The organism is Bradyrhizobium sp. 138 (assembly GCF_023074075.1).
GTDB lineage: Bacteria > Pseudomonadota > Alphaproteobacteria > Rhizobiales > Xanthobacteraceae > Bradyrhizobium.
In genome coordinates this window covers 59133-77217 of record NZ_JADPKT010000095.1, presented here as the reverse complement: position 1 = coordinate 77217, position 18085 = coordinate 59133, and the positions used below count along the sequence as shown (strand labels likewise).

19 protein-coding genes are annotated in these 18085 nt (G+C 64.5%); 12 read left to right on the top strand and 7 right to left on the bottom strand.

Translation table 11 applies throughout. The features are described 5' to 3' along the window. The first annotated feature begins 88 nt into the window (after positions 1-88). A complete protein-coding gene (locus IVA79_RS34470; RefSeq protein ID WP_247561603.1) occupies positions 89-349 on the top strand; it encodes a hypothetical protein in 261 nt (86 codons plus the stop codon). Positions 350-374: 25 nt separating this feature from the next. Then, positions 375-581 (top strand): DUF6494 family protein, encoded by a 207-nt coding sequence (locus IVA79_RS34465; RefSeq protein ID WP_247561602.1) that lies wholly within the window; start codon positions 375-377, stop codon positions 579-581. A gap of 160 nt (positions 582-741) precedes the next feature. Here IVA79_RS34465 and IVA79_RS34460 read toward each other — a convergent pair whose 3' ends face one another. After that, entirely contained in the window at positions 742-1437 is a 696-nt protein-coding gene (locus tag IVA79_RS34460; protein WP_247561601.1) for a cell cycle transcriptional regulator TrcR, read from the bottom strand. 243 nt (positions 1438-1680) lie between these two features. On the opposite strand from IVA79_RS34460, the gene ispH reads away from it, so the two are divergent. The 3 genes from ispH to rnhA are packed head-to-tail and all read left to right on the top strand — an operon-like array spanning position 1681 to position 4100. Next, positions 1681-2649 (top strand): 4-hydroxy-3-methylbut-2-enyl diphosphate reductase, encoded by a 969-nt coding sequence (ispH, locus tag IVA79_RS34455; RefSeq protein WP_247561600.1) that lies wholly within the window; start codon positions 1681-1683, stop codon positions 2647-2649. Between the two features lie 6 nt (positions 2650-2655). Beyond that, a complete protein-coding gene (locus IVA79_RS34450; RefSeq protein ID WP_247561599.1) occupies positions 2656-3639 on the top strand; it encodes a homoserine kinase in 984 nt (327 codons plus the stop codon). Then, the gene (gene rnhA / locus IVA79_RS34445; protein WP_247561598.1) at positions 3636-4100 is read left to right on the top strand and encodes a ribonuclease HI; all 465 of its coding nucleotides are present in this window, start codon (positions 3636-3638) and stop codon (positions 4098-4100) included. The genes IVA79_RS34450 and rnhA overlap by 4 nt, the downstream gene beginning before the upstream one ends. A 163-nt stretch (positions 4101-4263) precedes the next feature. Here the strand turns inward: rnhA and IVA79_RS34440 are convergent, their stop codons facing one another. The 6 genes from IVA79_RS34440 to IVA79_RS34415 form a co-directional block, all read right to left on the bottom strand. Then, positions 4264-4749: a peroxiredoxin gene (locus IVA79_RS34440; protein ID WP_018321314.1), complete on the bottom strand. Its 486-nt coding sequence runs from the start codon at positions 4747-4749 to the stop codon at positions 4264-4266. Positions 4750-4857: 108 nt separating this feature from the next. Continuing rightward, positions 4858-5412: a DUF924 family protein gene (locus tag IVA79_RS34435; RefSeq protein ID WP_247561597.1), complete on the bottom strand. Its 555-nt coding sequence runs from the start codon at positions 5410-5412 to the stop codon at positions 4858-4860. A 15-nt stretch (positions 5413-5427) separates the two neighbouring features. After that, entirely contained in the window at positions 5428-7113 is a 1686-nt protein-coding gene (locus tag IVA79_RS34430) for a long-chain fatty acid--CoA ligase (protein WP_247561596.1), read from the bottom strand. 189 nt (positions 7114-7302) lie between these two features. Then, a complete protein-coding gene (locus tag IVA79_RS34425; protein WP_247561595.1) occupies positions 7303-8811 on the bottom strand; it encodes a D-alanyl-D-alanine carboxypeptidase family protein in 1509 nt (502 codons plus the stop codon). Between the two features lie 189 nt (positions 8812-9000). Further along, positions 9001-10809, bottom strand: coding sequence for a glucan ABC transporter ATP-binding protein/ permease (locus tag IVA79_RS34420; protein WP_247561594.1), 1809 nt, complete (start codon positions 10807-10809; stop codon positions 9001-9003). Positions 10810-10895: 86 nt separating this feature from the next. After that, a complete protein-coding gene (locus tag IVA79_RS34415) occupies positions 10896-11945 on the bottom strand; it encodes an ABC transporter substrate-binding protein (protein WP_247561593.1) in 1050 nt (349 codons plus the stop codon). A gap of 228 nt (positions 11946-12173) precedes the next feature. Between IVA79_RS34415 and IVA79_RS34410 the strand changes: the two genes are divergently transcribed. The 7 genes from IVA79_RS34410 (at position 12174) to IVA79_RS34380 (ending at position 17793) form a co-directional block, all read left to right on the top strand. After that, on the top strand, positions 12174-12539 hold the full coding sequence (locus IVA79_RS34410; protein ID WP_247561591.1) for a hypothetical protein: 366 nt from the start codon (positions 12174-12176) through the stop codon (positions 12537-12539). Between the two features lie 118 nt (positions 12540-12657). Then, on the top strand, positions 12658-13062 hold the full coding sequence (gene hisE / locus IVA79_RS34405) for a phosphoribosyl-ATP diphosphatase (protein ID WP_247561589.1): 405 nt from the start codon (positions 12658-12660) through the stop codon (positions 13060-13062). A 45-nt stretch (positions 13063-13107) separates the two neighbouring features. Further along, positions 13108-13710, top strand: a complete 603-nt coding sequence (locus tag IVA79_RS34400) for a YqaA family protein (RefSeq protein ID WP_247561587.1) — start codon at positions 13108-13110, stop codon at positions 13708-13710. Positions 13711-13756: 46 nt separating this feature from the next. Further along, positions 13757-14278, top strand: a complete 522-nt coding sequence (locus IVA79_RS34395) for a hypothetical protein (RefSeq protein ID WP_247561586.1) — start codon at positions 13757-13759, stop codon at positions 14276-14278. Between the two features lie 36 nt (positions 14279-14314). After that, entirely contained in the window at positions 14315-15715 is a 1401-nt protein-coding gene (locus IVA79_RS34390; RefSeq protein ID WP_247561584.1) for an aspartate ammonia-lyase, read from the top strand. A 188-nt stretch (positions 15716-15903) separates the two neighbouring features. Beyond that, on the top strand, positions 15904-16872 hold the full coding sequence (locus IVA79_RS34385; protein WP_247561582.1) for a nitronate monooxygenase family protein: 969 nt from the start codon (positions 15904-15906) through the stop codon (positions 16870-16872). A gap of 147 nt (positions 16873-17019) precedes the next feature. After that, positions 17020-17793, top strand: coding sequence for a thioesterase family protein (locus IVA79_RS34380; protein ID WP_247561580.1), 774 nt, complete (start codon positions 17020-17022; stop codon positions 17791-17793). Positions 17794-18085 lie beyond the last annotated feature (292 nt).

Below are 18085 nucleotides of genomic sequence, written 5' to 3'. Positions count from 1 at the left end.
ATGAAAGGCCCCGCTGCTGCATCCGGGCCTTCCATGGTTCGAGACGCGCGCTGCGCGGGCTCCTCACCATGAGGGCGAAAGAGCTGCTATGAATTCGAAGCCGTTTCTTGCGATTGTGTTTGCGGGCCTCATGCTCTCCGCCTGCTCCGCGCGCTACCAGACGCCCGTGGCGGTGGGCGGCGACGATGACGACGCGGTCTGCCAGAGCCGCGGCTATGCGGTAGGCTCGCCGGAATACGTGGCCTGTCGCAAGGACCGCGACGTCCAGCGCAACGCCGCCACCGCGCGTGCCGACCGCCGCCAGCGCGATCTCGGCGAATACATGCTGAACCATCCCGAGCGGCCGTAGGTCGTCCCGGTCAACGGAGGCCGTCATGAACGAGGACAAGTTCAACACGTCTTTGCGTAAATTCCTCAAGCAGGTCGGGGTCACCTCACAGCGCGAGATCGAGAAGGCCGTGCGCGATGCGATCGCAGCCGGCCGGATCAAGGGACACGAGAAACTCAACGCGAAGATGGTGCTGACCATCGATAGCGTCGGGCTCGTCCACGAGGTCGACGACGTGATCGAGCTCGGCTGAGCTGCGCCCCTGCGGGTGTAGTACGCGTCACTCTGACTTTCATCTTGGGGCCTCGACTGTTCGGCCCGTGCCGTTCCGTGTCGTGCCCCAAAGCAAGAACGCGGCGGATGGCTCCGCCGCGTTCGAATCGATTTGGGCGTTTGGCGCGAAGCCTGGAGCCTTACTCCTCCTCGTCTTCCTGCTTCTTGCCGCCGAGCGTCTTCAGCTTGGCGAATACGGCGTCGAGGTTGAGGTCGTCGCTCGATCGCTCGGCCGGCTCGAACTCGTCCTTCTTGGTGGTCTCGGACGCCGGCAGCAGGGTTGCGCCGCCATAGGCTGCGTCGATCGGCTTCTCCTTGGCCGCGCGCGCCACCTCGAAATCGAGCTCGATCTGCGAGCAGAGGCCGAGGGTAACAGGGTCGATCGGGGTCAGCTGGGAGGTGTTCCAGTGGGTTCGGTCCCGCACGCTCGCGATCGTGCTCTTGGTGGTGCCGACCAGGCGCATGATCTGAGCGTCCTTGAGCTCGGCATGGTTGCGCAGCAGCCAGAGGATGGCGCTCGGACGCTCGTGGCGGCGCGAGACCGGGGTGTAGCGCGGGCCCTTCCGCTTGGGCTGCGGCGGCAGCACCACCTTGCTCTCCTGGAGGCGGAGGCGGTAATCCGGATTGTTCTCGCCCTTCTCGATCTCCTCGCGGGTCAGCTGGCCGTTGGAGAGGGGATCCATGCCCTTGATGCCCTGGGCGGCATCGCCGTCGGCGATCGCACGCACCTCGAGGGGATGCATCTTGGTGAAATCGGCGACCTGGTCGAAGGTCAGCGCGGTGTTGTCGAGCAGCCAGACGGCGGTCGCCTTGGGCATCAGAGGTGCGTTGCTCATGGCAAATCTCCTTTGTGCTTCGCCCACCCCTCTGGAGGCGAAACCGGTGGTCATCAGCGATGACTGGGAATTCGCGCTATATAAGCCCGGAGGGGGTAGCCACGCAATGGTTCTGCTATAGATAGTGCCTTGACAGCGCCCGAAAGGGGGCCCAATTCCCTGTAAGCCCGTACCCTAAGCCCTATTCCATCCATCGACCGCTCCCGCCCTTTTGGCGAGGTGATTCGGTCCCGAGATTGCTCAATGTCAGCCAAACCAGACCTCAAGATCGTGCTTTGTTCTCCCCGTGGCTTCTGCGCCGGGGTGGTCCGGGCGATCGACACCGTGGAACGGGCGCTCGATAAGTATGGCGCCCCCGTCTATGTTCGCCACGAGATTGTGCACAACAAGTACGTCGTCGACGGGTTGAAGAAAAAGGGCGCCATCTTCGTCGAGGAGCTCGCCGAAATCCCGGAAAATACCACCGCACCGGTGGTGTTCTCGGCCCACGGCGTGCCGAAATCGGTTCCCGCCGACGCCCAGTCCCGCAATCTGTTCTCGCTGGATGCAACCTGCCCGCTGGTGACCAAGGTGCACCGCGAGGCCGCGATCCATTTCAAGCGTGGCCGCGAGATCTTCCTGATCGGCCACTCCCATCATCCCGAGGTGGTCGGCACGCTCGGCCAGCTTCCGACCGGCGCCGTCACCCTGATCGAGACCGCCGAGGACGCCAAGACCATCGCCCCGAAGGACCCCAACAACCTCGCCTTCGTGACCCAGACCACGCTGTCGATCGACGACACCGCGGAGATCGTGGCGCTCCTGAAGGAGCGCTTCCCGAACATCAACGGGCCGCACAAGGAAGACATCTGCTACGCCACCACCAACCGCCAGCTCGCGGTGAAGAAGGTGGCGCCGGTGGTCGACGCGCTCATCGTTGTCGGGGCCCCCAATTCGTCGAACTCGCAGCGCCTGCGCGAGGTCGCCGAGCGCGAGGGCTGCGGGATCGCGGTGCTGGCGCAGCGCGCCACTGATATCGACTGGACCAAATTCGGCAACATCAAGAGCCTCGGTATCACCGCGGGCGCGTCCGCGCCGGAAGTCATCGTCGAAGAGATCATGGATGCGTTTGCCGAGCGCTACACGCTGCATGTGGAGACGGTCTCGGCTGCGGAGGAGAACGAGTTCTTCCCGCTGCCCCGTCAGGTGCGCCCCGAAGCTGCCGCCGAGTAGACTTTTATGGCGGTCTACACCGACGTTGCCGCCGACGAGCTTGCGGATTTCCTGAAGCAATATGATCTCGGCGAATTGCTCTCCTACAAGGGCATCGCCGAGGGCGTCGAGAATACCAACTTCCTGCTGCATACCAGCCAGGGGTCGTTCATCCTCACGCTCTACGAGAAGCGCGTGGCGAAGAACGATTTGCCGTTTTTCCTGGCCCTGATGACGCATCTGGCCGAGCACGGCGTCAACTGCCCGCTGCCGGTGAAGGGACGCGATGGCGAGGCGCTGCGCGAGCTGTCGGGACGCCCTGCGGCGATCATCACCTTTCTCGAAGGCATGTGGCCGCGCAAGCCGAACGTGGCCCATTGCGCCGGCGTCGGCGAGGGGCTGGCGAAGATGCATCTGGCCGGAGCGAACTTTACGGTTCGGCGCGCCAACGCGCTGTCGGTCTCGGGCTGGCGTCCGCTGTTCGATGTGGCCTCACACCGCGCCGACGAGGTGCAGCCGGGCCTGCGCGCGTTTCTGGCGGCCGAGCTCGACCATCTCTCGAGCGGGATCTGGCCGGACAGTCTGCCGGAAGGCGTGATCCACGCCGACCTCTTCAACGATAACGTCTTCTTCCTCGGCGACAAGCTCTCCGGGATCATCGACTTCACCTTCGCCTGCAACGACATGCTGGCCTATGACGTCGCGATCTGCCTCAACGCCTGGTGCTTCGAGCCGGATCATTCCTTCAACGTCACCAAGGCGCGTGCCTTCCTCAACGCCTATGGCCGGGTCCGCAAGCTTTCGGAGGCGGAAGAAGCCGCGCTGCCGCTGCTCGCGCGTGGCGCTGCGATCCGCTTCCTGCTGACGCGGCTGGTGGACTGGCTCAACGTGCCGCCCGGTGCGTTGGTGAAGCCGAAAGACCCGCTGGAATATGTCCGCAAGCTGCGCTTTCACCAGAGCGTTACGAGCGTGCGCGACTATGGGCTGATGCCGTCGGGGCTGGTGGCGTGAGCGAGCGTCCCGTTGTCACGATCTATACCGACGGCGCCTGCTCGGGAAATCCCGGGCCGGGCGGCTGGGGCGCGATCCTGAAGTTCGGCGACAAGGAAAAAGAGCTGAACGGCGGCGAGCGCCACACCACCAACAATCAGATGGAGTTGATGGCGGCAATCTCCGCGCTCGAAGCGCTGAAGAAGCCGTGCTCCGTCGATCTCTACACAGACAGCCAGTATGTCCGGCAGGGCATCACGGGCTGGATATTCGGCTGGAAGCGCAACGGCTGGCGCACCGCCGACAAGAAGCCGGTGAAGAACGTCGAGCTATGGCAGCGCCTCGATGCCGCGCTGAAGCAGCACGAGATCCGCTGGCATTGGGTCAAGGGCCACGCCGGCCACCCCGAGAACGAACGCGCCGATCAATTGGCGCGGGATGGAATCGCCATGGCGCGGTTGCGGCAGCGGGTGCGGGAGTAGGCGACGCGCTGTCGGCGTCGCCCGATTCGTAGTTTCGTAGGATGGGCAAAGCGGAGCGTGCCCACGCCTTTCTCTCAATCGCGGAAAGATGGTGGGCACGGCGCTGGCGCGCCTTTGCCCACCCTACGGCACTTCCTGCTTGGAAGGAGCCGGGGGTCTAACTTTACAGCTGCCCGAGCAGCGTATCGCCGCCGGAGACCTCGACCTTGCCGGGCATCGCTTCGAGGTTCAGCTTCTTGACCACGCCGTCCTCGACCAGCATCGAATAGCGCTTGGAGCGGATGCCGAGGCCGTTGGCGGAGGCGTCGAGCTCCATGCCGATCGCCTTGGTGAAATCGGCATTGCCGTCGGCGAGGAAGATGGCCTCGTCGCGCTGGTCGGTGTCGCGCTTCCAGGCGTTCATGACGAAGGCGTCGTTGACGGAGACGATCGCGATGCTGTCGACGCCTTTGTCCTTCAGGGCGTAGGCGTTGAGGAAGATGCTCGGCAGATGCATCTTGTGGCAGGTGCCGGTATAGGCGCCGGGCACCGCGAACAGCGCCACCTTCTTGCCCTTGAAGATATCGTCGGTGGTCTTCACCTGCGGGCCTTCCGCCGTCATCACGCGGAATTTCGCCTCGGGCAGCTTGTCGCCAGTCTGGATCGCCATCGTCAGTCTCCCTGAATATCGATCCCGCTTTTTAGACCGTGGCGCGGGCCTGCACAATATTGCCCGTGGCGGAAGCAGCGAGGGCGGCTGCCGTTCACCGTGATGTCATCAACCGGCAAAACCGCCGCCGTCGAGGAAGGCCTGCTCTTCCTCGGTGGTGTCACGGCCCAGGAGGCGGTTGCGGTGGGGGAAGCGACCGAACCGCTGGATGATATCGGCGTGCTCGCGAGCGTATCTCAGGTTCTCGGTATTGTCGGTGCCCTGAAACAGCGCAACGCAGTGCAACTGGTCAGCCAGGTGCTCGGAATGCATGAAGGGCAGATAGAGGAATTGGAGCAGGATGGAATCGATCCTGCGATCCGTGCCCCTTTCGATGGCGCGGCGGGCGACATCGCGCGCCAGCATATCGCTGGCAAAGGCCTGCGGCGTGTCGCGAAACATGTTGCGGGGGAATTGGTCGAGCACGATGACGAGCGCGAGCGCGCCGTCGTCGCTTGCCTCCCATGATGCAAGCTCGCCGGCGGCCGCCTTCTGCCACAGCGCGAGAAAGCGGCGCCTGACCTCCGCGTCGAAAGCGTCGTCGCGCTTGTACCAGCGATCGCGACCGGCCTCGCGCCAAAAGGCGAGAATGCCGGATGGCGTGATGTCGCTGGCTTCCTGCATGAATGGAAAGCGGCCTTACGCCGCTTCCGCCTTCTTCTCGTCGCGGAGCTGCCGGCGCAGGATCTTGCCGACATTGGTCTTGGGTAGGTCGGTGCGGAATTCGATGTGCTTGGGCACCTTGTAGCCGGTGAGCTGCTCGTGACAGAACTTGATCACCGCCTCGGCCGTGAGGTTTTGATCCTTCTTCACCACGAAGGCCTTCACCGCCTCGCCCGATTTGGAATCGGGGATGCCGATCACGGCGCATTCGAGCACACCCGGATGGCTCGCGATCACTTCCTCGATCTCATTCGGATAGACGTTGAAGCCGGAGACCAGGATCATGTCCTTCTTGCGGTCGACAATCTTGGTGTAGCCCTTCTCGTCCATGATGCCGATGTCGCCGGTGCGGAAAAAGCCGTCTGCGGTCATCACCTTGGCGGTCTCTTCCGGCCTGTTCCAGTAGCCCGACATCACCTGCGGGCCCTTGGCGCAGATCTCGCCGGCCTGACCGAGCGGCACTTCGTTGCCGTCGTCGTCGCGAATCGAGATGAAAGTCGACGGCACGGGGATTCCGATCGTGCCCGTGAACTCCGTTGCCGTCGCCGGGTTGCAGGTCAGCGTCGGCGAGGTCTCCGACAGGCCGTAGCCCTCGGCAATGAAGCAGCCGGTGATCGCCTTCCATTGATCGGCCACGGGACGCTGCACCGCCATGCCGCCGCCATTGGAGATCTTCAGCTTGGAGAAGTCGAGCTTCTTGAAATCAGGATGGTGCATCAGCCCGTTGTAGAGCGTGTTCACCGCCGGGAAGCTGTTGACCTGGTATTTCGCCAGCTCCTTGACGAAGCCCGCGATGTCGCGCGGGTTGGGGATCAGCAGATTGCAGCCGCCGGCGCGCACCGCGAGCAGGTAGCAGGCCGTCAGCGCGAAGATGTGATAGAGCGGCAGCGCGCAGACGATCATGAGCTGATCGACATGCGGCGGCGCGGCCATCGCCGGCTGAAGCCAGGCGTCGTTCTGCAGGACGTTGGCGACGATGTTGCGGTGGAGCAGGGTGGCGCCCTTGGAGACGCCGGTGGTGCCGCCGGTATATTGCAGGAACGCGACGTCGCCCGGCGAGAGCTTTGGCTTGTTGAAGGTCAGGCCGCGGCCGGCCGAGAGCGCGTCGTTGAAGGACACCGCGCCGGGCAGCGACCACGCCGGCACCATCTTCTTGACGCGGCGGACGACGAGGTTGACGATCACACCCTTGAAGCCGAGCAGGTCGCCCATGCTGGCGACGATGACATGCTTCACCGCGGTCTTCGCGATCACCTGTTCGACGGTGTGGGCAAAGTTCTCCAGCACGATGATGGCTTCGGCGCCGGAATCCTTGAGCTGATGCTCGAGTTCACGCGGGGTGTAGAGCGGGTTGACGTTGACGACCGCGAAGCCGGCGCGCAGCACCGCGGCGGTTGCGACCGGATATTGCAGCACGTTCGGCATCATGAGGGCGACGCGGGCGCCGCGCTGCAGGCCGCGGCCCTGCAAATAGGCGGCGAGCGCGACCGACATCTGGTCGAGGTCGCGGTAACTGATCGACTTGTCCATGCAGATGAACGCCTTGCGGTCGGCGAACTTGGTGAAGCTCTCCTCCAGCAGGTCGACCAGCGATGCGTATTGGGTCGGCTCGATATCGGCAGGCACGCCGGGCGGATATTGCTTGAGCCAGATGCGCTCCATGGAAAACTCCCCTCATTGACCAGAGCCCGTTGTGTCTCGGGCTTGCCTCATTGCCGCCAGTATCGAACCTGCCGCAACGCGTGGCAAGCCGTCGAGGCTTAGGGCAAAGGCCGGGGAGGGGCCACTGGAATCATCGCGAACGGCGCTGCCGCAGGTGCGAAGCACCGGCCGCCGCGGTGAGGGGCGCCGTTAACTGTTGTTGGCCGGCTTGGCAGCGGGCTTGGTCGCAGCCTTCGGCTTGGCGGGCTTCGGATCGCCGCCCGCGGCAGGCTTCTCGGCGGGTTTTGCCGCCGTATCGTGCTTGGCGGCTGCATGCTTGGGCGCCGCCGGCTTGGCCGCAGTCTTGTCGTTCTTACTGTCGTTCTTGCCGTTGTTCTTGCCGTCGTTCTTGGCCTCAGCCGACTTGGTATTCGGCTTCGCTGCCGCCGTCTTGACGTCCTTATTGGCGTCCTTGCCCGCGTCTTTCGGCTTGTCGGCCGCGTCGGGCTTCTTGGCGACGCGCGACTTCTTGCCACGCGGCTTGGACGCCGCCTGCTGGTCGGCATCCGCCGCGACCGCCGCGATCAGGGCCGTGCCGGTACGGGTCGGGCCGGTATAGACCAGCACGGGTTCGACCGCCGCGGGGGCCGAGGCCATCAGCTCGGAAGCCTTCATCAGGGGCGGCTGCAGGCCGGCGGTGAAGAAGGTCACCTGGGCTTCGCCTCCGGTGGCCGAGGTGGATCCCATCGCGCCGCCATTGGCCGCGATCAGCGCATCGTCGTCATCGCTGGCCGGCCGCTTGCGGTTGGGCCCGCACATCTCGTCGCGCAGGTTCGGCGGCGAGGCGTCGACCGGCACGAGGTTGTCGACCGTGCCGAGCGAGGGGCGCAGCCACGTCAGATTGTCCTGGCCGAAGCCGCGCTCGAGCAGCTGCGCCGCCTTCACCGCACGCGCCGTGCCGGAATTGGCGCCGAGCACCACCGCGATCAGCCGGCGGCCGTTGCGCGTCGCCGACGCCACGAGATTGTAGCCGGAGGCACAGATGAAGCCGGTCTTGAAACCGTCGGCGCCGGGATAGCGGCCGATCAGCTTGTTGAAATTGCCGGTGATGCGCTTGCCAAAACGGATCGCCGGGATGTGCATGAAGTATTCGTATTCCGGCAGGTCGCGCAGGAACGAGCGCGCCAAGATGCCGAGGTCGCGCGCCGACGTGATCTGGCCGTCGGCGGGCAGGCCGTTCGGATTGACGTAGCTGGTCTGCGTCATGCCGAGCTTTCTGGCGGTGTCGTTCATCATCGCGGAGAAGCCGTCGATCGAGCCGCCGACGCCTTCGGCAAGCACCACGGCCATGTCGTTCGCCGACTTGACCATCATCATCTTCAGCGCGTTGTCGACGGTGAGCTGCGTTCCCGGACGGAACCCCATTTTCGAGGGCGATTGCGAGGCCGCCGTCGGCGATACCGTGAGCAGCGTGTCGAGCGTCAGTCTGCCGTCCTTGACAGCTTTCAGCGCCACATAGGCGGTCATGATCTTGGTGACGGAGGCCGGATACCAGGGAATGGTCGCGTTATCCGCCTGCAGCACCTTGCCGCTGTCCGCTTCGATCAGCAGCAGCGCTTCAGCGCTCGCCGCGCGCGGCGCAAGCAGCGCGGCACATGCGAGGCTCGCGGCGAACAGGTTGAATAGCGATTTGCGAAGCAGCGGGCGTAAGGCGTGCACTATCCGATTCCGGTCCTTGGAGACCCGCCTGATACGGACGGTTCTCGTGATCTGATGTTCGGTTTTGAAATTCTGCGCCGCCGCTTGCGGCGCCGCAAACCTATACCGGCTGATGCGTCGAGAATAGGGGGCCAGGCGCGGTATTCCGCAATGAAATAGGCCGAATTTCGGCGGTGGTATGAGGACTTGCTAGGAGGATTCGGCTGTCGTCGCGGCAGCCTCAGCCGCCGTCATGCTGGCCCGTGTGCTTGCTTGGGCGGTTTCATGGACCATGAACTGGGCCCTGGCGAGCTCGGCAAAATGGCCGCCTTTGGTCACGAGTTCATCGAAAGTTCCGCTTTCGATCACGCGCCCGTTCTCGAACACCAGGATCCGCGTGGCGTTGCGGATGGTGGAGAGGCGGTGGGCGATCACGAAGGTGGTGCGGCCCTTCATCACTTCATCGAGAGCGGCATTCACCTTGGTCTCGGTGACGGCATCGAGCGCGGAGGTCGCTTCGTCCAGAATCAGGATCGGCGGGTCCTTCAGCAGCGCGCGGGCGATCGACAGACGCTGCCGCTCGCCGCCGGACAACATGCGGCCGCGCTCGCCGGCATTGGTCGCGAAGCCGCCGCTGCGCTCGATGAATTCGAGCGCCTGCGCGCGCTCGGCCGCCTTGCGCATCTCGGCCTCGGTCGCGTCCGGCTTGCCGACGCGCAAGTTCTCCTCGATCGAGCGGTTGAACAACAGCGCCTCCTGGAACACGACGCCGATGTTCCGCCGCAGCGAGGTCAGCGTCACGCCGCGCACGTCCATGCCGTCGATCTTGATGAAGCCGGATTGCGGATCGAAGGCGCGATGCAAGAGCGCAATCGCGGTCGATTTGCCGGCGCCGGTCGGGCCGACCAGCGCGATGGTCTGGCCGGGCAGCGCGGTGAAGGTGAGATCCTCGATCGCCGGCCGCTTGCCGTCATAGGAGAAGGTGACGTCGTTGAACTCGACGAGGCCGGACAGCCTGCCGGCATCGATCGCGTCGGGCCGGTCGTGCACCGCGGGCACGGCGTCGAGCACGCCGAAGAACTCGCGCAGGCGCGGCGCTTCCATGAACACGCTGTTGATGAAGCTCACGACCTGCTCGAGCTTCTGGATCAGCAGCGTCGCAAAGCTCACGAACATCACGATCTCGCCGACCGAGGTGAGCCCCTGGTCGTGCAGCGCGATACCGAGCGTGAAGATCGCCAGCACCGTGATGGTGGTGGAGGCGCGCGTGATGACGGTGACGAGCGCCCACCACGACAGCACCGGCATCTGCGCTTCGAGCAATTGATCGGCGACGGAGCGCAGCCCCTTCACCTCGGATTCGACACGGACGAAGCTCTGCACCAGCGCGACATTGCCGAGCGCATCGGAGGCGCGGGCGGAGAGCTCGCTGTAGTGTTCCTCGACCTCCATCTGCATGCCGAAGGTCTTGCGCACCACGAAGGTCGTCAGCGCGGTGAACACGATGCAGAGCACGAACAGCAGGATCGCGAGCCGCCAGTTCAGGTAGAGCGACAGCGGCAGCAGCACCATCACCGAGAGGATCGCGGCAAAGTGCTCGCGGAAGAAGCCGAGCCATAGCCGCCACAGCGCGTCGGTGCCGTTGAGCATCACCTTCATCAGCCGGCCCGAATGGGTGCCGGAATGGAAGGTCAACGGCAGTTGCAGGATGTGCTCGAAATAGTCGGTCAGCACCGCCTGGCGCTGGCGGTGCGAGAGCCGGTCGGCCTGCAGGGCCACGAGCGCGCTGCACAGGATGGTGAAGAGCCCAAACGCGACCCAGGCCACCAGGAACGGCCAGGCCGAGCTGGAGCCGGCCACCGTCTTGCCCGAGAGCACGTCGACGATCCGGCCGAACAGAACCGGCTCGGCGAATTGCGAGGCCGCCAGCAGGAGATTGGCGACCGCGAGCAGCCAGCCCAGCCGTGCCTCCTTGCCGAGCAGCTCGAGAACGCGGGTGTAGAGACGGAAGATGGACATGCGGGCGACGAACTCGAAACGGATGATGGTGCCCGTATTCTAAGCAGGGATCGCGCGCGAGATATAGCGGAAGCTGCCGGTTTTGCTCAATTGATCAGCCGCCCCGCGACCGGCGGCAGGAACCGGTCGTCGAAGATATCGCTTGCGGTCGGCCGCTTCCGGAATTTGAAGTCCTGTGCGATCTGGTCGATCGAGCGCTCCAGGCGTTGTGGCTCAATGCCGCCGAGACCGCGGCGCTTGACCTCGTCCGTGAGGACGTTATCGACGAGGACGGTGCGCAGGCGTTCCAGCTCCAGGTCGCGGTCGCCGCCGTCGATGCGGCTCGCGGCCTCGTCCGCCGCACGCGCCGGCTCCTTGACGGTCGCGGCGATGCCGGCGATCAAGGCGCGGACGAAGCCCTTCACGGCGTCCGGTTTTGCCGCGGCGAAGGCGGCATTGGCCACCACGGCAAAGCCATAGGCCTCGCAGCCATAGTCGGCATAACGCAGCACGACAAGATCGGCTCCGGGCACGCCGCGGTCGCGCAAATTCACCGCGGAGAGATAGCTGAAGCCCGCGACCGCATCGACCTGTCCCGCGGACAGAAGGGGCTCGCGCACCGCCGCGCTGATCTTGTGGAATTTGACGCGTGAGGCCTTGACGCCGTTCTGCTGCGCCAGCGCCGGCCACAACCGCATCGACAGATCGCTGTCGGCAACGCCGACGGTCTTGCCGTCGAGATCGGGCAACACATGGATGCCTCGGCTCTTGCGCGCGACGATCGCGTAGGGCGCGCGGTTGAACAGCATGAACACCGCCTTGATCGGCGCCGCATCTTCCTTGTCGCGAAAGCGGATCAACTCGTTGATGTCGACGAGCGCAAGCTCGCTGTCGCCCCGGGCGATGCGTGCGAGCGCCTCCGGCGATCCGTTTGTGCTGCCGAAGGACACGTTGAGACGCTCGGCGCTGAACCTGCCGTCCTTCGCCGCCAGGAAGAACGGCGCCATGCTCGCGTCCAATGGGCGGTCGAAGCTGAAGTGGATCGCAACGGAGGGCGCAGCGGTCTCGGCGGCGCTGACGTCGCGGGCAATCAGTGTCGCAAGCGGGATCGAGAGGGCCAGCAGGCAACGAAGCGCGATCGTCTTGAATTCCGACATCAGTTGCGCCGGTCCCGCATTGTTATGGTTTCGTGACGCTCGCAGCGCCGGCGGACGACGAGCGTGCGCGCGCGAACATGAACGGCCGATGAGCGGCGTTGCGGCATCGTTACGCAACCCCGTTCAGCTTGTGTTGGGGTTGGGGAACCCAACTTAGGTCATGCGGGTTTGAGAGGCATGAGCCTGTCCGCAGGCGTCCATTCCAGGTCCCAAAGGAGGGCCCAAGACATGTTCGAGCGATTCTCCAAATTTACGGGCCGAAAGGCCGTTCTTGCCACCGCCGCGGTGCTGGCGTTGACCGCAATCGTCCCGACCGCTTCCTATGCGGGCGGCCGCCATTGGCGTGGCGGCGGAGGCGGCGCGGCCGCAGCTGCGGCCTTCGCGGCCATCGGCACCGGTCTCGCGATCGCGGCCAGCCGCGATGCCTACGCCTATGATTACGATCCGGGCCCGGGCTACTATTACGGTGGCGGCCCGGTCTATTACAGCAGCCCCGGCTATGGTCCCTATTATTACGACTCGAGCAACCGCTACACCTATGGCGGCTACAAAAACCCCTGCGCCCACGGCTATTCCGGCTACAGCTGCTATTAACTGATCGGCCAAACGTCATCGGCGAACAGGCCGTCGTGCTTGCCGCGGCGGCCTGTTTTTTGCTTATCTTGTCGCGTGTTAACACGCCGGCCATTTGTTTCGAGTAGTTTTGCGTACCATGAGTGATTCGCTTGAGCGGCTATATCTGGCTGTGCTCGCGGCCAGGGACCTTGATCCGGCAACATCGCGCACGGCCCGGCTGTTTCAGCGCGGGCCCTCAAAAATGGCGAAGAAGCTGGCCGAAGAGGCCATCGAAGTCGTGATCGATGCGGTCAATGGCGATACCGAGGCCGTGATCCGGGAAAGCGCCGATCTCTTGTACAATCTCACCGTGCTCTGGGCCTCTGCCGGCGTGCGCCCCGAGGACGTCTGGCGGGAAATGACGCGGCGGGAAGACATGCTCGGCATCGCCGAGAAACTGCCGAAATCCGCGATGAAGCTGCCCAAAGTCGCGTCACCGCGCGTGGCCGCCAGGCGGCCAATTGTCGCGCTCGAGGGCCGTGCCGCGCGCAAGCGCCACTAGAAACGTCATAATTCGCCTCAATCTCGGCATGGACAAATCCGTCCCATGGTGCTTCATCGCGGCGCCATGCTGAAACGTATCTATGATTGGTGCATCGACGCCGCCCACAAGCCCTACGCGCTCTGGATCATGGGCGTCGTGTCTTTCGCGGAAAGCTCGTTCTTTCCGGTCCCGCCGGATGTGATGCTGATCCCGATGTCGCTGGCGCGCCCGCAGCGCGCCTGGGTCTATGCAATGGTCTGTACCGTCACCTCGGTGCTCGGCGGCATCGTCGGCTACGCCATCGGTGCGCTGCTGTTCGATTCGGTCGGCCAATGGCTGATCCAGGTCTACGGCCTCGGCGGCAAGGTCGAGGCCTTCCGCGCCTCCTATGCGGAATGGGGGGCAATCATCATCCTGCTCAAGGGGCTGACGCCGATCCCCTACAAGCTCGTCACCATCACTTCGGGCTTTGCCGGCTACAACATCATCCTGTTCATCCTGTGCTCGATCGTTGCGCGCGGCGGACGCTTCTTCGTCGTCGCGATCCTGCTCAACCGCTATGGCGACTGGATCCGCGTCCGGATCGAGAGGCATCTCGCTCTCGTGGTGGGGGTCGGCGCCGCGTTGCTGGTGCTCGGCTTCGTCGTCGCCATCAAGCTGATCTAAACCTCCGCGCTTTGCCGCAGGGCCGGCTTCGGCTACGGTTGCCGTCATGATGGTTCGATCCGGCAATCCGGCCTTTCGGCTCGGGACGCTGATGTCAGCAGTGCTGCTGCTCCTGCTCGGTGCCGGCGGGACCGGGTGGACGCAATCGGCGCCGCCGTCGCTTGGCCTGCAGGAGCAAGGGCCGCAGGCCGCGCCGCCGCCCTCGACGCCCGCACCCGCAGAAAATCCCGGGCTGATCAATGAAATGGGCAAGCTGTTCGACAAGCTGCCCTCGATCCTGCCGCCGATCAAAAGCCCCAGTGAAACCATGAACGACCTGTCGCGACTGGCCAAGCCCTCGACCATGGTCTCGGGTCGCATCGCCTGTCCAGCCTCGTCGAACGGTGCGCCCGACTGCAAGCAGGCCGCCGACCAGCTCTGCCAGAGCAAGGGCTACAAGGAAGGCAAGAGCCTGAATGCCGATTCCGCCGAGAAATGCTCGGCCAAGGTCCTGATCCCGGGCCGGCAACGCAAGCCTGACGACTGCCGCACCGATACTTTCGTGACCAGCGCGCTGTGCCAGAACTGACGTGAAGGCCTCGCGCGCATGCAGCAAGGAGCGCCCATGAGCCGTACCGAGCAGGATTTCCTCGGACAGCGTGAGATCGCCGACGACATCTATTACGGCGTCCAGACCATCCGGGGTAAGGAGAACTTCCACATCACCGGCATTCCGATGAACCAGGAGCCTTACTTCGTGAAGGCGCTCGGGTACGTCAAGAAGGCCGCCGCCATGGCCAATCGCGATCTCGGCGCGATCGAGGCCAAGGTCGCCGATGCGATCATCCTCGGCTGCGACCGCGTCATCGCCGGCGACATGATGGATCAGTTCGTCACCGACTTCATCCAGGGCGGCGCCGGCACCTCCACCAACATGAATGCCAACGAGGTGATCGCGAACCTCGCGCTGGAATCGCTCGGCCTTACGAAGGGCGACTACCAGCACGTCAGTCCCAACGACCACGTCAATTACGGCCAGTCGACCAACGACACCTATCCGACCGCTTTTCGGCTGGCGCTGATCCTCCGGCTCGAGAGTTACATGACCGCGCTGCGCCAGCTCCAGGAAGCTTTCTTCGCCAAGGGCCGCGAGTTCGACCGCGTCCTGAAGATGGGCCGCACGCATCTCCAGGATGCGGTGCCGATGTCGCTCGGGGCCGAATTCCGGGGCTGGGGCACCACGATCGGCGAGGAAGTCGACCGCATCTCCGAAGCGCGTGCGCTGCTGCGCGAGATCAATCTCGGCGCCACCGCGATCGGCACCTCCGTCACGGCTGCGGTCGGATATCCCAAGCTCGCGGTCCGGCATCTGAGCGCGCTCACCGGGGTCGATTTCATCCTCGCGGGCGATCTCGTCGAGGCGACCTCGGACACCGGCGCCTATGTGCAGCTCTCGGGCGTCCTCAAGCGCACGGCGAGCAAGCTGACGAAAATCTGTAACGACATCCGTCTGCTCGCCTCCGGCCCGCGCGCCGGCTTCAACGAGATCAACCTGCCGCAACTGCAGCCGGGCTCCTCGATCATGCCCGGCAAGGTCAATCCTGTGATCCCCGAGGTGGTCAACCAGACCAGCTTCCTCGTCATCGGGCTCGACACCACGGTGACGCTCGCGGCCTCGGCGGGCCAGCTCCAGCTCAACGTGATGGAGCCGGTGATCTCATTCGCGCTGTTCTTCTCGATCCGCACCATGGAACGCGCGGTCAACAGCCTGCGCGAGAATTGCGTCGTCGGCATCACCGCCAACGAGGAGCACACCCGCAACATGGTGCTGAACTCGCTTGGCATCGTCACGGTGCTGAAGCCGCTGCTCGGCTACAAGCAATGCGCCGAGATCGCGCGCGAAGGCTACAAGAGCGGCAAGTCGCTGCACCAGATCGTCGTGGTCGAGCGCAAGCTGCTGACGCAGGAGAAGTGGGACGAGATGTTCTCGTTCGAGCGGCTGATCAATCCGGATCTGATCGGGTAGTTGGATCCACAACCCGCTCCTCGTCATTGCAATGACGGAGGAGACGGATAGGCAGGAATTCCGCGACTAGGAATGCGGGTAGCCGGGTCCGGCACGGCGTCAAAACGCAATACTTGACAGTGGAAAGATTGCCTTGTTGGTATGGTGGCCAACCTTGCATTAACCGGCCAACAGAGGATCGCTTCGCAATGTCCATGCCTGCCTTGTTCAAGGGGCGCCTGTCGATCCCCGTGATCGGCTCGCCGCTCTTCATCATCTCGGTGCCCGATCTCGTGATCGCGCAGTGCAAGGCGGGGGTGGTCGGCTCGTTTCCGTCGCTGAACGCCCGGCCGCCGGAGTTGCTCGACGAATGGCTGGCGCGCATCACCGAAGAGCTCGCGGCCTATGACCGCGCCCATCCCGACAGGCCGTCGGCGCCGTTTGCGGTCAACCAGATCGTGCATAAGTCGAACAACCGGCTCGACCACGACATGCAGCTCTGCGCCAAGTACAAGGTGCCGATGATCATCTCCTCGCTCGGCGCCCGCGAGGAGCTGAACCAGGCCGTGCACGGCTGGGGCGGCATCGTCTTCCACGACGTGATCAACCAGAAATTCGCGCACAAGGCGATCGAGAAAGGCGCCGACGGCCTGATCCTGGTCGCGGCCGGCGCCGGCGGCCATGCCGGCACCATCTCGCCGCTGGCCTTCGTCGCCGAAACGCGAAAATGGTTCGACGGCCCGATCGCGCTGTCGGGCGCGATCGGCAACGGCAAGGCGATCCGCGCCGCACGCGTCCTCGGCGCCGACTTTGCCTATATCGGCTCGGCCTTCATCGCGACCAAAGAAGCCAATGCGGTCGAGAAATACAAGGAGATGATCGCGGGCGCGACGGCCGACGACATTGTCTATTCCAACCTGTTCACCGGCGTGCACGGCAACTATCTGAAACCCTCGATCCTCGCTGCCGGCATGGATCCGGAGAATCTGCCGACCTCCGATCCCTCCAAGATGAATTTCGGCACCGACGCCTCCGGCGAGCGCGCCAAGCCGAAGGCCTGGAAGGAGATCTGGGGCTCGGGCCAGGGCATCGGCAGCGTCGACGGCATCGTGCCCGCCGCCGACCTGATCGCGCGTTTCAAGAAAGAATACGACGAAGCGATCGATCCGCCGTTGTGATTTGCTCTCGTGTCCCGGACGCGCTGCAGCGTGTAACGCTGCTGCGCAGAGCCGGGACCCACTGCAACGAATGGACCCCGGCTCGGCAGCGCACCGCTTACGCGCTGCGCTGCGTCCGGGGAACGCCAGCCGAGATATCGAACAGAGATGACCGCCATCTACCGCGTCGACGGCAACAATGTCGTCACCAGCCCGGACGCCGCCGGTCCCTGGGACCGGCGCATGCAGCACGGCTCGGCGCCGGCTTCGCTGGTGACATGGGCGGCCGAACGCATTCCGACGCCTGCTCCGATGGACATCGCGCGCGTCACCATCGATCTGATGCGCCCGGTGCCGGTGGCGCCACTCACGATCGTGACCGAAATCTTGCGCGAGGGCCGCAAGATCCAGCTCTGCGCAATCAAGCTGCTCGCCGACGGCGTGCAGGTGGTCGGCGCGACCGTGCTCAAGATCAGGCGCCAGGCACAGTCGTTGCCCGAGGACGTCAAGGAGCTGCCGGTTACGTTGCCCTTGCCGGAGGACTCGCTGGCCGAGGACGGCCACGCCGCCACCAGCCCGTTCGTGCGATTGGTCTCGATGCGCGCCGCGCGCGGCCGCTTTGGCCAGGCTGGCGCCGGCGCGATCTGGTTTCGCGTCGACCATCCGCTGATCGCGGGTGAAGCGGTTTCGCAAGCGATGCGCGCCGTGGTCGCCGCCGATTTCTCCAACGGCACCGCCTCGATGCTCGACTTCCGCGCCTGGACCTACATCAACGCCGATCTCACCGTGAGCTTCGCACGTCAGCCGGTCGGCGAGTGGATCCTGCTCGACGGTGAGTCCTGGATCGGCGCTGACGGCACCGGGCTCGCCATGTCGCGCCTTGCCGACCGCCAGGGCTATTTCGGCCGCGCGGTGCAGAGCCTGGTGATCGAGAAGCGGTAGCCGTGACGGCAAGCCCGCGATCGCGCCTTGGGCCGATTGAACGGCAGGCTTCCGCCGCCGCGGAAGGCATGCCCGGTCGTGTTCGAAGAGGTATCCAGCCTGTTCAGATTCCGTAGAAGATCTTGATCTCCCACAGCACCACGATGATAGCCGTGATCAACGCGATCGCGGCGACTGCACTTTCCAGGGAAGCGACTCTCATCTTACTCTCCGCATCCCAGCCCCATCAGCGGTCTAGTTGATTCCCTGATTCACCGGCAATTGCGCGGGCATCGCCGCCAGACACTCCGTT